This window comes from Solirubrobacter ginsenosidimutans (assembly GCF_027587205.1).
On the sequence record NZ_JAPDOD010000008.1, the window covers coordinates 46,001 to 59,331 of the forward strand.

Consider the following 13,331-nt stretch of genomic DNA (forward strand, 5'->3'; position numbering starts at 1 on the left):
TGCTATCAATCGTTGACGGTACACAAACGATATTGCAAGGACCAACCACCATGCCCCACCTCCTCCAGATCGACTCGAGCGTCCAGGGAGACCGTTCCGTCAGCCGCCGGCTGACCGCGCGCGCCGCGGCGAACTGGCGCGCCGCGCATCCCGACGGCACCGTCACCTATCGCGATCTTGCCGCCGATCCGGTCCCGCACTTCACGACCGACACCGGCCTCGCCCGGATGGTCCCGCCCGATCAGCACACGCCCGCCCAGGCGGAGTCGCACGCGCTCAGCGCCGAGCTGATCGACGAGGTCAAGCAGGCCGACACGATCCTGCTCGCGCTGCCCGTCTACAACTTCGGCGCGCCGAGCAGCGTCAAGGCGTGGGTCGACCATCTCGTCGCGGCCGGCCTGTCGGTCGACCCGGAGACGCACACGGGGCTGCTCGGCGGCCGCGACCTCATCGTGCTCGCCGCCCGCGGCGGTGGCTACGCGCCGGGCACCCCGCGCGAAGGGTGGGACCACGCGCAGTCCTGGCTCCCGCACGGCCTCGCGTACACGGGCCTCGAGCCGACGACCGTCATCACGGCCGAGCTCACGTTGGCCGAGGTCGACCCCCGCATGGCCGACCTGCGCCCGCTGGCGGCGGAGAGCCTGGCCGCGGCAGAGCGGGAGATCGACGCGCTCTGGACTCCGGTCGCCGCTTAACGCAACCAGCTGAGCGACGCCTCGGTGGCGCCCGTCGGCCGGTACTCGGCGCTGACCCAACCGTCGTAGCCGAGCTCGTCGAGGAGCGCGTACAGGGCGTCGAAGTCCAGCGATCCGCTCCCCGGCTCACCGCGGCCGGGGTGATCGGCGATCTGGACGTGGGCGATGACGTCGATGTGCTCGCGCAGCGCGGCGAAGACGTCCTCGCCCATCCGCGCCATGTGGAACACGTCGAACTGCAGCGCGACGTTCGGCTCGCCGACGGCGCGAGCGAACGCTGCCGCCTCGGCGGTGCTGGACACCAGGTACGGCCCGTGATCGAGCGTGTTGATCGCTTCGATCAGGACCGTGATCGGCGCTGCGGCGCGGGCCGCGAAGCGCACCTGCTCGACCGCCCGCGCGAGCTGCTCCGCGCGCGGCACCTCCGGCAAGGCGAGCCCGACGAGCGCGTTCATCTGCCCGCAGCCGACGGTGCGCGCGAACGCCACGGCCTCCGGCACGTGCGCGCGCCAGCGTTCCTCGCGCGCGGGATCATTGAGGTACCCTCGCTCGCCCGCTGCCAGGGCGCCGCCGTCGAAGTTGATCAGCACGACCTCGTGCCCGCGCGCCGCCTCGGCCACCGCCTCCAGCGGCTGCTCCGGCCACCAGAACTCGACCGCGTCGAACCCGGCCGCCGCCGCGGCGCCAAAGCGCTCCAGGAACGGCCACTCGGTGAAGAGGATCGAGACGTTGGCGGCGAAGCGCGGCGTCACGGGAGGGCGTAGCGCAGGATCTCGCCGTCGGGCGCGCGCAGGAGCGAGCCGCGCGTCGCGAGCAGCTCGAGGTGGGTGATCGTCTCGGTCGTCGCCAGCATGCGGTTGAAGAGGTTCAGCGTGTCGAAGGCGCGTTCGTGGCGCGTCCACGTGAGCTTCGCCGCCACCTCGGCCGCGGGCGCGGGTCCGTCGGCGGCGAGGATCGCCACGCACGCCGCCAGCCGCCGCTCGTGATGGGCGAGCAGCTCGTCGACGCGGCCGGCGAGATCGCCGAACACCGGCCCGTGCCCGGGCGCGACGACCGCCACCGGCAGGTCGCGAGACGCGGTCAGCGAGGCCAGGAACGCCTCGAGGCCGTGGCCGTCGGAGAACGCCTCGAACCCGATCGAGGGCGTGATGTGGGGGAGCACGTGGTCGCCCGCGAACAGCACGCCCGCCTCCGCGTCGAGGTACATCAGGTGCCCGCGGGAGTGGCCGGGCGTCAGTCGCGCCTCGAGCACCCGCCCGCTGCCCAGCGTGATCCGCTCACCATCGGCCACCCACCGGTCCGGCAGCGAGACGAACCCCCGCTCCTGGACCTGCTCGAACGTGAAGTCCGCGCGTGCCAGCGTCTCGGCCAGCGAGCCCGCGCCGTGCAGGCGCAGCTGCGCGCCGCGCTGCAGCTTGTCGCGGTCCCACAGGTCCCGATCGAGCGCGACGTCGAGGTTCAGCCGCTCCTGCTCGCCGAGCAGCACCGGCGCGCCGCTCAGCGACCGCAGCTCCGCGGCGAGCCCGTAGTGGTCGTAGTGGGAGTGGGTGCAGACGATCGCGGTGAGGTCCGCGAGCGTCGCGTCGAGCGCCGCGAACCCGTCCGTCAGGGCTTCGACCAGGCCGGGATGGCGCCAGCCGGTGTCGACGAGCGCGAGGCCCTCGCCGTCCTCGATCGCGTAGACGTCGACGGCCTTCAGGCCGTCGCCGGGGAGCGGGAGGACGATGCGGTGGACACCGGTCGCGACCTCGTACACCCCCGGCCGCGTCCAAGCATCACGTATCGCCGTCACTGACCACTGAGTCTAGGGTGCCGCTTGCGGCGCAGGCTCTGCGGCCAGCGCCGCATCAGCGGCTCGTACGGGAACTTGCCGAGGTAGAGCAGCGCGAGCGCGATGCCGAGGAACATCAGGACGCACATCGCGATGAAGCCCCACCAGCTCCCGCCGCCGGGGATCGCCGTGTTGGCGCCGTAGATGCCCGCGATCAGCGCCGGCACGAGGAAGACCGCGCTGACGATGTCGAGGCGGTCGTGGAGCCGGTCGGTCTGGGCGCGCTGGCGCTCGGTGTCCTGCGCGGCGAGGATGCCGAACGCCGAGTGCAGGGTCTCGGCGAAGTGCTCGAGCGCCTTCAGCGTGGCGAACGTGCGCCGCTCGGCGTGGTCGAGCGCGTGGGTGAACGCCCGCTCGTCGCCCTCGGGCGCGGGCCACTCGTCACGCAGCTTGTCCAGCAGCTCGAGCAGCGGCCCCACCTGGCGGCGCAGGTCGATCACCATCCGGCGCAGATCGAAGAGCGTGTCGCGGCCGATCTCCTGCCCGGGGTCGTGGTGGGCGAGCTGCCACTGGTCATACCACGCGTCGAGTGTCTCGATCACGTCGGCGTACTCGATCGCGCAGGCGGCGAGGAAGATCGTCGCCAGCGTGTACGGGGAGCGTGCGTCGGGGTGCGCCTCCCACACCTCGCGGACGGTCTCCAGCACGCTGGCCGGCGCCTCGGTGGCGAGCCCGTTCCAGCACGACACGATCCAGTCCGGGCCGACGACGAGCTCGACCGACAGCACGCACACCGTGCCCGCCGTGCTCGCGGCGTCGCCGTCCTCGCGCGTCTGCAGTGCGACCGTCGACAGCCTCCAGACGCCGCCGCCGAGCGGGTGCAGGGACGGGCGCTCGTTCGGGCGGCGCAGCTCGTCGAGCAGCGCTGCGTCGAAGCCAGGCGGGAGCGTCCCGCCGGCCTCGCCGGTGGCGAGATCGAACCAGTCCGTCTCGCGCCAGCGCGTTACCGACCGCACCACCAGCCCCGCCTGCTCGTGCTCGCGCGGGAGCAGGCGGATGAGCTGGGAGCGCTCGATCGTCGCGATGTCCGGGTCGGCGACGAGGCCGCGGGCGTCAAGCGCCGCCGCGATCCGCTCGCGCGCGGCGGGCGTGAGCTGGCGCTCCCCGAACTCGTGCAGCACCGCGGTCATCGGCATCCAGGTGCCGTCGGAGGTCATGCCCCGATGTAAGCGATCGTCTGTGGGCCTTCGGGGAGGACGCACACCGACGCGCTCGAGCCCGCGGCCGCGACGGTCGCGGCGATGTCGCGGGTCTGCTCGAGATGGACCGAGCGCAGCTCGTCGTCGGAGAGGTGCCCGGTGTGCATCACGACGCGCGCGTGGTCCTGGATGTTCGCCTGGATCTGGACCTGCCACTGGTCCGGCGTGACGTGGTCGGACTGGCCGATCTGGCGCAGGAAGTCGCGCGGGGAGGCGCTGGACTCGAGCAGCTGCCGGTAGGAGCCGTGGCCCGGGAACCCGTCGCGGCACTCGGCGGCGCACACGATCAACCCGCCCGGCTTGACGACCTTGGCCGCCGCCGACATGCCCTTGACCGCCTGGTAGAGGTTCTGGTCGAGCGGATAGCCGGAGTTGCTCGTGACGACCACGTCGAACGGCTCGGGTACCGCCCGCATCGCGAAGCGCTGGGCCGCCGCGCACGCGGCCGCGTGCATCGGGCCGAGTTCTCCCGCGAACGCCTCGATCACCCGCTGCTCACGGTTCAAGATGACGTCGAACGTAAAGTGGGGCGGCGCAGCGCCACATGCGGCTCTGATGTCCCGGTGGACGGGATTGTCCTCGAGCACGCCCCACGTGGCCTTCGGGTCGCCGATCCGGGCGGCGTTGTGGAGCACCAGGACCGTGTCCAGACCTGCGAGCCCGGGGGTGACGAGCTTCGGCCCGCCGCTGAAGCCGGCGAAGAAGTGCGGCTCGACGAACCCGGTCGTGATCCGCAGGTCGGCCTCGACCCAGAGGCGGTTGATCCACACCGGCACGCCGTTCCCGTGCTCGCCGAGGAAGACGAGCGAGTCCTTGTCGCGCGCGTCGTGGTTGACCACCCGCACCCGCTCGACGAGCTCGTCGCCCAGCATCGCCCGGAGCTCTTCGTCGGTGTTGCCGCGGTGGGTGCCGGTCGCGACGAGGATCACCACGTCCTGATCCGGCACGCCCAGCTCGTCGAGCACCGCCGGGATCATCTTGTCGCGCGGCTGCGCCCGCGTGCCGTCGCACATCGAGATCGCGACCTTCATACCCGGGCGCGCCAGTTCGCTGAGCGGCGGCCCGGCGACGGGGGCGCGCAGCGCGTCCCGCAGCACCGCGGCCTCGTCGGCGGCGCCCGCGTGGTAGGCGGGCTCGACCACGGTCGTCCGCTCTTGAGGCAGCTCGACCTCGAGCCCTCCCGCTCCATACGCCAAGCGCACCTTCATCGAGGCGCGAACTCTAGGCGAACCGGGCAGTCTCTACGGCATGAGCGAGTACTCGATCGTGAACGCCGACGACGTCACCGACCACTACGAGGGCACCGACGTCCCCGGCGAGTTCCGCCGGCTGACGCCCGCGCTGGGCGCCGAACAGGTCGCGCTGACGCTGATCCGCGTCCCGCCCCATTCGGACTTCGAGCAGGGGACCGGGCACTTCCACGACGAGATCGAGGAGATCTATCTCGTGACGCGCGGGACGATCACCTTCCGCGCGGGCGACGACGTCCACAAGCTCTCAGCGGGCAGCGCGATCCGCGTCGCGCCGAAGACGGCGCGCTCGCACCGCAACGAGGGCGACGAGCCGGTCGAGCTGTGGGCGATCTCCAAGCAGCTCGGCCACGGCGACGCGACCAAGATCGACGAGTTCTGGGAGGCGTCACCGGACGCCGCGCAGACGCGCGAGAGCTAGCGGGGCGCGGGGCGGCGCAGGACGGCGTCGAGCTTCTCGACGCCGAGCGCCGGGACCGGCAGCGGCGTGGCCGCGCACGGGCGCAGGCCGTCGAGCACGAGCTGCAGGTAGCGGCGCCACAGCTCCGGCTCGACGTCGCGCGAGCGGTCCATCACGGCGCCGACCATGAACTGGATCAGCGGCGCGTCGAGCGGTTCGGCGTCGGCGCGCACGACGCCCGCGGCCTTGGCGCGGTCGAAGACCTCCGTCACCAGCACGCGCAGCCGCTTGCGCGCCTCGGTGACGCACCCGCCGCCGTGGGCGCTGCAGGTCAGCAGCTCCTTGAGGCCGCGGTCGCGCGCCTGCAGCTCCGACCCCTTCTCGAAGAAGTACACGAACCCGTCCCACGGGTCCTCCTGCTCGAGCGCCGCGGACGCGATCGCGCACATCGACGCCAGGCGCTGCTCGAAGAGCGCGTCGATCAGGAGCTCCTTGTCCGCGAAGCGCCGGTAGACGGTGCCGACGCCCACGCCGGCGTGGCGGGCGATGTCGTCCAGCGTCACGCCCAGCCCGCGCTGCGCGAACAGCTCACCGGCGGCGTCGAGGATGCGGAGTCGGTTGCGCTCGGCGTCCTTGCGCAGCGGCCGATCGGTGGGGGCGAGAGAGGACATGTCGCACACAATAGTCGGAAGCGGAGGAAATATCTCCAGTTCGTGCTAACTTTGCCGAAGAAACTAGAGAGATCATCTCCACTTCCTCCCCGAAAGCTCCCCGTCACATGCCTCACCAGAATCCTCACCACGCCCGTCGCTGGGCCATCCTGGCGGTGCTCGGCATCGCTCAGCTGATGGTCGTGCTCGACGCGACGATCGTGAACATCGCCCTCCCGTCGGCCCAGAAGTCGCTCGAGTTCTCCAACGAGTCGCGCCAGTGGGTCGTCACCGCCTACGCGCTCGCGTTCGGCTCCCTGCTGCTGCTCGGCGGCCGCATCGGCGACCTCTTCGGCCGCAAGCGCACCTTCATCGCCGGCCTGCTCGGCTTCGCCGTCGCTTCCGCGATCGGCGGCACCGCCCAGAGCTTCGGCGTGCTCGTCGGCGCCCGCGCCGCGCAGGGCGTCTTCGGCGCACTCCTTGCTCCTGCCGCCCTCGGCCTGCTGACCACCACCTTCACGAACCCTGGCGAGCGTGCCAAGGCGTTCGGCATCTTCGGCGCGATCGCCGGCGGCGGCGCCGCGGTCGGCCTGCTCCTCGGCGGCCTGCTGACCGAGTACGCCTCATGGCGCTGGTGCCTCTACGTGAACCTGCTGTTCGCGATCCCGGCCGCGGTCGCCGCGTACTCGCTGCTGCACACCGTCGTGCCGGAGCACCGCCCGCGCCTGGACATCCCGGGCACGATCACCGCTTCGACCGGCCTGTTCGCCCTCGTCTACGGCTTCTCGCACGCCGAGACCACCAGCTGGGGCGACCCGCTGACGATCGCGATGCTCTCCGCGTCCGCGATCCTGCTGACGAGCTTCATCCTGATCCAGCAGCGCTCGAAGAACCCGCTGCTGCCGCTGCGGATCGTGCTCAACCGCATGCGCGGTGGCGCCTACCTGGCGATGGGCCTGGCCGGCGCGGGCATGTTCGGTGTCTTCCTGTTCCTGACCTTCTACCTGCAGAACACGCTCGGCTTCTCGCCGATCCAGTCCGGCCTGGCGTTCCTGCCGATGTCGGCGGCGATCATCGCGACCGCCACCACCGCGACGACCCGCCTGGTCCCGCGGATCGGGGCGAAGCCGCTGGTCCTGACCGGCATGACGTTCGCCTCGGGCGCGATGCTGTTCTTCGCGCAGCTGACCGTCGACTCCACCTACGCCGCCCACATCCTCCCGGGCCTCGTGCTGCTCGGCGTCGGCCTCGGCCTCGTGTTCGCCCCGGCCTTCAGCACCGCGACGGTCGGCGTCGCCAACAGCGACGCGGGCGTCGCCTCGGCGATGGTCAACACCAGCCAGCAGGTCGGCGGGTCGGTCGGCACCGCGCTGCTCTCGACGCTCGCCGGTAGCGCCGTCACCAGCTACGCGGTCGACCATGGCACCAGCCAGGCCGCGATGGCCGCGGCCGCCGTCCACGGCTACACCACCGCGTTCTACTTCTCGGCCGCGATCTTCGCCGCCGGCGCGATCCTCTCGGCGCTCGTCCTGCGCGGCGGCGTGCCGCAGCTGGCGCCGTCCCAGGCCGCCGAGCCGGTCCTCGCGCACTAGCCCCTCCGGGTGAAGTGGTCACTTATCCCCCTCCAGCGGGGATGAGTGACCACCGGGGAGGCTAGGGTTCGCGGGCGTGAAGCTCTCCCGCTGGCTAGCAAGCACGGTCGCGACGCTCGTCCTCGCCGCACCCGCGTCCGCCGCGCGGATCCCGACCGCCGACGAGAGCGCCGCCCTCAACGGGCTGATCGCGAAGATCGACGCCGAGTGCACCCTTGCCGAGCATTCGGTCAGCCTCCCGCTCGTGACCGACGACGGGACGTGGGGGAGGGTCACCGCCGGCTGCGGCGACGCGTCGCAGGGCGGCGCGGCGTTCCGCGGCCGAGGTGTGTGGGCGCACCGCTCCAGCGCGACCGCGACCGACTGGGCGATCGTCGGCTCCACCGAGGCGTCGCGCATTCCACCCTGCAGCGGGAAGAACGGGCTGCTCGAGCTCGTCCCGGAAGCGGTCGTCCGTGACCTGCGCGAGGAGTGCGCCGGCCCGCCGTCGGGCTACCGGCCATCGCCGGATCTGGTCTTCAGCGTCTTTCGCAATGCGACCCACGAGTACGACTCGATCGGCGCGTCGATCTACTTGAGCTCGAAGAGCGAGGTCAACGGCGGCGGGTTCGGGCTGTTCTCGATCGATCGCACCGGCCCGCCGACCGCCTCCGGCTCCAAGCCGAAGCTGCGGGACATGACGCGGGCCTTCGGCAAGCCGCGCCGGACGCGCTGCGGCGCCACGTGGACGAAGCTCGCGCTGAAGGCGACGGCATGCGCGTCAGGCGCCGTGACGAAGCTGACGATGGGGGAGCCCTGGCGCCTCTCGCCCGACTCCGAGGACCGCGAGCACCCCGCGAACGCCTACGTGCGGGTGGGGGATACGATCGAGCTCGCGCACTACCTCGACCCGCAACTCGCCAAGCTCGGCGCCGACCAGCGCTTCCGGCTCGCGAAGCTCCGGATCGGCAGCGCCGACGTCACGGCGACCGTCGTGACCCGCGCCGGGCGGATCACGGCCTTCGAGACGTCGATCAAGCAGCGCCACTAGGCGGGACGAACGTCAACTGCGCCGGGTGGGGGAGGGGGAGTGGCAGTGCCACTCGTCCCGGGCTGCCGTGGACCCGCTCGGCTCGCGGCTCCTCACGGTGTCCCGGCGCGAGATTTCGGGCAACAGAGCCGCGCCGAGCGGCGGACGACGGCAGGCAGCAACGGAGGGTGCGCCACTCCCCCTCCCCTCACCGGAGCCGCGGCAGCGGCCCTCCAAAAGCCAACTCCCGCGGCGTTAGCGGCGCTTGCGCGGCGGCGGCGGGCCCGGGCGGTCGCGCCGCACGGTCGCCTTCTTGCCCTTGATCGTCGACCCGCGCAGGGCGGCGATGACCTCGTCGATCCGCGCCTCGGGCACCTCGATCAGCGAGAAGCGGTCGGAGACCTCGATCGCGCCGATCTCGCGGCCCGACACGCTGGACTCGCCGGTGATGGCGCCGACCAGGTCGCTCGGGCGCACGCCCATGGTGCGGCCGGCGCCGACGAACACGCGCGAGGCGCGAGGATCGCGCTCGCGACCGGGACGAACGCCGCCGTGCGTGCCGCCGCGCTCGCGTTCCGGCCCGCGGGGCTTGACCTCGGGGATCTCCTCCTCGTCCTCGTCGGGCGAGCCGGCGGCCTCGTGCGCGAGCTTGATCGCGGCGAGGGCGATCTCGACGACGTCGTGCTCGCCCGCCAGCGCGTCGACGACGACGCGGAAGCGCTCGAGGTCCACTCCCTCGACGAGGGTCTCCTCGATCGCCGAGCGGGTGAGCTCGAGGCGGCGGGCGCGCAGGTCGGCGACCGTCGGGAGCTTCTCGATCGTGATCTTCTGCTTGGTGACGCGCTCGATCGTCTTGAGCATCCGGTGCTCGCGCGGCTCGGCGAGCGTGATCGCGACGCCCTCGCGCCCGGCGCGCCCGACGCGGCCGATCCGGTGGGTGTAGGAGTCGGGGTCCGACGGCACGTCGTAGTTGACGACGTGGGTGAGCTGGTCGATGTCGAGGCCGCGGGCGGCGACGTCGGTGGCGACGATCAGGTCGGAGATCTCGTTGCGCAGGCGCGACATGACGCGATCGCGCTGGTCCTGCGTCATCCCGCCGTGCAGCGCCTCGGCGCGGTAGCCGCGGCCGTTCAGGGTCTCTGAGAGCTGGTCGACCTCCGCGCGCGTGCGGCAGAAGACGATCGCCGCGGTCGGGGACTCGACGTCCAGCACCCGGCCCAAGGCGGCGGGCTTGTACGCGCGCGCCACGACGTAGGCGGACTGGCGGACGAGCTGGCCCTCGCTGCTCGACGGCTCGCGATCGATCGTGATCCGCTCGGGGTCGCGCAGGCGCCGGCGGGCCATCTGCGCGATCTTCGGCGCCATCGTGGCGCTGAAGAGCACGGTCTGGCGGGTGTCGGGCGTCGCGTCGAAGAGCGCCTCGAGGTCGTCGGCGAAGCCCATGTCGAGCATCTCGTCGGCCTCGTCGAGCACGACGGTCTTGAGCTCGTCGAGCTTCAGCGAGCGCCGCGCCACGTGATCCAGCGCGCGGCCGGGGGTGGCGACGACGATGTCCACGCCGCGCGTCAGCGCCCCGAGCTGGCGGGTGATCGGCTGGCCGCCGTAGATCGGGACGACCCGCGCGCCGATGCCGCGGCCGTAGCGATGCAGTGCCTGGGAGACCTGGACGGCGAGCTCGCGCGTGGGAACCAGGACCAGCGCGGACGGCACGCCGCTGCGATCCTCGCCGAGCTGCTGCAGGAGCGGGAGCGCGAAAGCGGCCGTCTTGCCGGTGCCCGTCGCCGCCTGACCGAGCAGGTCACGGCCGGCGAGCAGCGGGCCGATCGCCTCGCGCTGGATCGGCGTCGGCTCCTCGTAGCCGAGGGAGGTGAGCGCCTCGAGCAGCTCGGGCCGCAGGTGGAGATCGGCGAACGTCGTCGTCATGTTGTCCCTAGGGATAGAAGACCGGGCAGCCGCACCCTGTTAGGGGTGACTGCCTCGTTGGACGGACGCGCCCGCGCAGGCACCATCAGAGCTATGACCAAGCTCATCCAGCGCTTCCGCAATCGACGCGACGACAACGACCGCTGGCCGCCCGGCTCCGCCGGGTTCGGCCTGCGCGTGTCCTACGCCTAAAGTCCGTTGTGCGCGTTCCGCTTGGGCACGGGAGTGCCTGAGCGGTCCGGGCACGCCAGCAACGAGGCGGCGACGAGGTCCCGCTGCGACAATGCGCGGCGGGTCTCGGCGACCGTCGGTGACGGCGAGTGCGCGAGCGGTGCGAGCTCGCGAACTTCGGGGACCGTGTATTCGTGATGCGAGGTGACCAACCTTGCGTTCATGTTCGTTCGACGGTAGACGAGCCCAGGGGCGACGTCAAGCAAAAGTCCGAGCGCTTCCGTTAGACATTCGTCCAAAGCCTGCTCGTACGCTGCAGTCATGGCCGGAACGCTCATCGCCCAGAACTTGCACAAGGCGCACGGCGCGGCCGCGATCCTCGCCGGCGTCTCGCTCACCGTGGCGCCGGGCGACGTGCTCGGCGTCGTCGGGCCCAACGGCGCGGGCAAATCGACGCTCCTACGCCTGCTGGCGGGCCTGGACCGCCCGGACCGGGGCGACGTCCGGCTGACCGCCGGCACCGCCGGTTACCTCCCGCAGGAGCCTGATCGCGCGCCGGGCGAGACGCTGCAGCACTACCTCGCGCGGCGCACCGGCGTGGCGGACGCCGACGCCCGCGTGCAGGCCGCCACCGCCGGCCTGGCGACCGACGAGGCCGGCGCCGCGGACCGGTATGCCGAGGCGTTCGAGGCCTGGCTGAACCTCGGCGGCGCCGACCTCGAGCAGCGCGCCGAGGCCGTCCTGCGCGACCTCGGCCTCGACGTGAAACTGCTCGACCTGGAGGTCGTGGCGCTCTCGGGCGGCCAGGCCGCGCGCGCCTCGCTGGCCGCGATCCTGCTGTCGCGCTTCGACGTCCTGCTGCTCGACGAGCCCACCAACGACCTCGACTTCGACGGCCTCGCCCGCCTGGAGCGCTTCGTGGCCGAGCGCCCCGGCGGCGCCGTGATCGTCTCCCACGACCGCGCGTTCCTCGCGCGCACGGTCACCCGCGTGCTCGAGATCGACGAGATCGCCCACACCGCCGCCGAGTACGGCGGCGGCTGGGCGGGCTACCTCGAGCTGCGCGCGACCGCCGCCCGCCACCACGAGGAGCGGTACGACACCTTCTCGGCGCAACGCGACCGGCTGACCGACCGCGCGCACACGCAGCGCCAGTGGGCGGATCGCGGAGTGCGGCGCGCCAAGGCCTCCGCGGGCGGCGAGAAGGACAAGTTCGTGCGCAACCGCGCCGCCGAGCGCTCGGAGAAGCAGGCCTCCAAGGTCCGCGCGAGCGAGAAGGCGATCGAGCGCCTGGAGGTCGTCGAGAAGCCCTGGAAGCGCTGGGAGCTGCAGCTGCGCTTCGGCGGCGGGGAGCGCTCCGGCGACGTCACCGTCCGGCTCGACGGCGCGGAGATCCGGCGCGGCACCTTCACCCTCGGCCCGCTCGACCTCGAGCTGGCCTGGGGCGAGCGGGTCGCGCTGGTCGGCCCGAACGGGTCCGGCAAGACCACGCTCGTCGAGGGCCTGATCGGCACCGCGCCGCTCGCGGCGGGCACGCGCTGGATCGGCCCGGGCGTCCGGATCGGCACGCTCGACCAGGCCCGCGCGGGCTTCGACGGCACGCACACGCTGATCGACGCCTTCGTCGAGCAGAGCGGCCTGCAACAGCAGGAGGCCCGGTCGCTGCTGGCCAAGTTCGGGCTCGAGCGCGACGAGGTCTCGCGCGCGGCGCGCAGCCTCTCCCCGGGCGAGCGGACCCGCGCGAGCCTCGCGCTGCTGATGGCCTCCGGCGCGAACTGGCTCGTGCTCGACGAGCCGACCAACCACCTCGACCTGCCCGCGATCGAGCAGCTCGAGACCGCCCTGGACGCCTACGACGGCACGCTGCTGCTGGTCACCCACGACCGCGAACTGCTGCAGGCGGTCAAGCTCGACCGCACGATCGACCTCGGAGCGGCTTCCGCGACCCACCGGTAGCGTGCGCGCGCATGCCCGATCTCTCGCACGCCGACACGGTTCAAGGCCACGTGATCGTCACCTTCGACGGGCACGTCCTGGAGAAGTTCTCCGAGCGCACCTCCACCACCGAGCGGATGATCGTCGGGATGCTCCACGTCGAGGTCGACGGCCCCGACCGCAAGGGCCGCCGCGAGGTGTGGTTCACGTGCCGGCCGAACAAGCGCGGCGGCGGCTTCAACCTGTGGGCCACCGGGGAGCAGTGGCCGGCGGTCGAGCCGTTCGTGCGCGAGGTCGCTTCAGCGCTCTAGGCGGGTTGAAAGTCAACTGCGCCGGGTGGGGGAGGGGGGAGTGGCAGTGCCACCCGTTCCGGGCTGCCGTGGGTCCGCTCGGCGCTCGGCTCTGTTGGGGTCGAAGTGCCGTGCTGGGATACCGACAATTACGGGCGTGGTGCTGACACCCCCATCCGCGCCGGGCCTTGCGGTGATCGGTTTCGGCGAGCAACGAAGTCATGCGCGAGGGGGTGACGAACAAATGCGTCCTGTGAGGACGCAAATGTTCATCACCCCCACCAGCGCGCCAACTCGACCAGTGCGAACCTGATCGAAACCCGCGATCTTTCCCTCAAGCGCGCACGGTCGACCACGGCGACCGCGACCGGCGCAGCTGACTTTCG

The 13,331-nt window shown here is 72.0% G+C and carries 13 protein-coding genes; 6 read left to right on the plus strand and 7 right to left on the minus strand.

All coding sequences use genetic code 11. The features are described 5' to 3' along the window. The first annotated feature begins 50 nt into the window (after nt 1–50). On the plus strand, nt 51–695 hold the full coding sequence (locus OM076_RS11665; protein WP_270040059.1) for an FMN-dependent NADH-azoreductase: 645 nt from the start codon (nt 51–53) through the stop codon (nt 693–695). On the opposite strand, the gene OM076_RS11670 is transcribed toward OM076_RS11665, so the two are convergent. From OM076_RS11670 to larA, 4 genes are read right to left on the minus strand one after another with little or no spacing between them, the layout of a single operon-like run. Then, nucleotides 692–1,447, minus strand: a complete 756-nt coding sequence (locus OM076_RS11670; RefSeq protein ID WP_270040060.1) for a hydroxypyruvate isomerase family protein — start codon at nt 1,445–1,447, stop codon at nt 692–694. The genes OM076_RS11665 and OM076_RS11670 overlap by 4 nt on opposite strands. Continuing rightward, on the minus strand, nt 1,444–2,487 hold the full coding sequence (locus OM076_RS11675; protein ID WP_270040061.1) for an MBL fold metallo-hydrolase: 1,044 nt from the start codon (nt 2,485–2,487) through the stop codon (nt 1,444–1,446). The genes OM076_RS11670 and OM076_RS11675 overlap by 4 nt, the downstream gene beginning before the upstream one ends. Beyond that, a complete protein-coding gene (locus tag OM076_RS11680; protein ID WP_270040062.1) occupies nt 2,484–3,683 on the minus strand; it encodes a magnesium transporter CorA family protein in 1,200 nt (399 codons plus the stop codon). Before OM076_RS11680 ends, OM076_RS11675 begins: the two co-directional genes overlap by 4 nt. Continuing rightward, entirely contained in the window at nt 3,680–4,933 is a 1,254-nt protein-coding gene (gene larA / locus OM076_RS11685) for a nickel-dependent lactate racemase (protein WP_270040063.1), read from the minus strand. Before larA ends, OM076_RS11680 begins: the two co-directional genes overlap by 4 nt. A gap of 40 nt (nt 4,934–4,973) precedes the next feature. On the opposite strand from larA, the gene OM076_RS11690 reads away from it, so the two are divergent. Continuing rightward, the gene (locus OM076_RS11690) at nt 4,974–5,396 is read left to right on the plus strand and encodes a cupin domain-containing protein (RefSeq protein ID WP_270040064.1); all 423 of its coding nucleotides are present in this window, start codon (nt 4,974–4,976) and stop codon (nt 5,394–5,396) included. Here OM076_RS11690 and OM076_RS11695 read toward each other — a convergent pair. Beyond that, nucleotides 5,393–6,046, minus strand: coding sequence for a TetR/AcrR family transcriptional regulator (locus OM076_RS11695; RefSeq protein WP_270040065.1), 654 nt, complete (start codon nt 6,044–6,046; stop codon nt 5,393–5,395). The two genes, OM076_RS11690 and OM076_RS11695, sit on opposite strands and share 4 nt — an antisense overlap. A gap of 107 nt (nt 6,047–6,153) precedes the next feature. Between OM076_RS11695 and OM076_RS11700 the strand changes: the two genes are divergently transcribed. Beyond that, on the plus strand, nt 6,154–7,617 hold the full coding sequence (locus OM076_RS11700; RefSeq protein WP_270040066.1) for an MFS transporter: 1,464 nt from the start codon (nt 6,154–6,156) through the stop codon (nt 7,615–7,617). 76 nt (nt 7,618–7,693) lie between these two features. Then, nucleotides 7,694–8,647, plus strand: a complete 954-nt coding sequence (locus OM076_RS11705) for a hypothetical protein (protein WP_270040067.1) — start codon at nt 7,694–7,696, stop codon at nt 8,645–8,647. Nucleotides 8,648–8,881: 234 nt separating this feature from the next. On the opposite strand, the gene OM076_RS11710 is transcribed toward OM076_RS11705, so the two are convergent. Continuing rightward, nucleotides 8,882–10,549: a DEAD/DEAH box helicase gene (locus tag OM076_RS11710; RefSeq protein ID WP_270040068.1), complete on the minus strand. Its 1,668-nt coding sequence runs from the start codon at nt 10,547–10,549 to the stop codon at nt 8,882–8,884. A gap of 188 nt (nt 10,550–10,737) precedes the next feature. Further along, nucleotides 10,738–10,944, minus strand: coding sequence for a hypothetical protein (locus tag OM076_RS11715; protein WP_270040069.1), 207 nt, complete (start codon nt 10,942–10,944; stop codon nt 10,738–10,740). 97 nt (nt 10,945–11,041) lie between these two features. On the opposite strand from OM076_RS11715, the gene OM076_RS11720 reads away from it, so the two are divergent. Together OM076_RS11720 and OM076_RS11725 are read left to right on the plus strand one after the other, a co-directional pair. Beyond that, nucleotides 11,042–12,676 carry an ABC-F family ATP-binding cassette domain-containing protein gene (locus tag OM076_RS11720; protein WP_270040070.1) on the plus strand — a complete coding sequence of 545 codons (1,635 nt, stop codon included), beginning with the start codon at nt 11,042–11,044 and terminating at the stop codon, nt 12,674–12,676. Nucleotides 12,677–12,687: 11 nt separating this feature from the next. Further along, on the plus strand, nt 12,688–12,966 hold the full coding sequence (locus OM076_RS11725; protein WP_270040071.1) for a hypothetical protein: 279 nt from the start codon (nt 12,688–12,690) through the stop codon (nt 12,964–12,966). Nucleotides 12,967–13,331: the final 365 nt, after the last annotated feature.

Coding starts and splice junctions, on each gene's coding strand:
- OM076_RS11665 (WP_270040059.1), top strand. CDS start 51: ATGCCCCACCTCCTCCAGATCGACTCGAGCGTCCAGGGAGACCGTTCC.
- OM076_RS11680 (WP_270040062.1), bottom strand. CDS start 3,683: ATGACCTCCGACGGCACCTGGATGCCGATGACCGCGGTGCTGCACGAG.
- larA (WP_270040063.1), bottom strand. CDS start 4,933: ATGAAGGTGCGCTTGGCGTATGGAGCGGGAGGGCTCGAGGTCGAGCTG.
- OM076_RS11690 (WP_270040064.1), top strand. CDS start 4,974: ATGAGCGAGTACTCGATCGTGAACGCCGACGACGTCACCGACCACTAC.
- OM076_RS11695 (WP_270040065.1), bottom strand. CDS start 6,046: ATGTCCTCTCTCGCCCCCACCGATCGGCCGCTGCGCAAGGACGCCGAG.
- OM076_RS11700 (WP_270040066.1), top strand. CDS start 6,154: ATGCCTCACCAGAATCCTCACCACGCCCGTCGCTGGGCCATCCTGGCG.
- OM076_RS11710 (WP_270040068.1), bottom strand. CDS start 10,549: ATGACGACGACGTTCGCCGATCTCCACCTGCGGCCCGAGCTGCTCGAG.
- OM076_RS11715 (WP_270040069.1), bottom strand. CDS start 10,944: ATGAACGCAAGGTTGGTCACCTCGCATCACGAATACACGGTCCCCGAA.
- OM076_RS11720 (WP_270040070.1), top strand. CDS start 11,042: ATGGCCGGAACGCTCATCGCCCAGAACTTGCACAAGGCGCACGGCGCG.
- OM076_RS11725 (WP_270040071.1), top strand. CDS start 12,688: ATGCCCGATCTCTCGCACGCCGACACGGTTCAAGGCCACGTGATCGTC.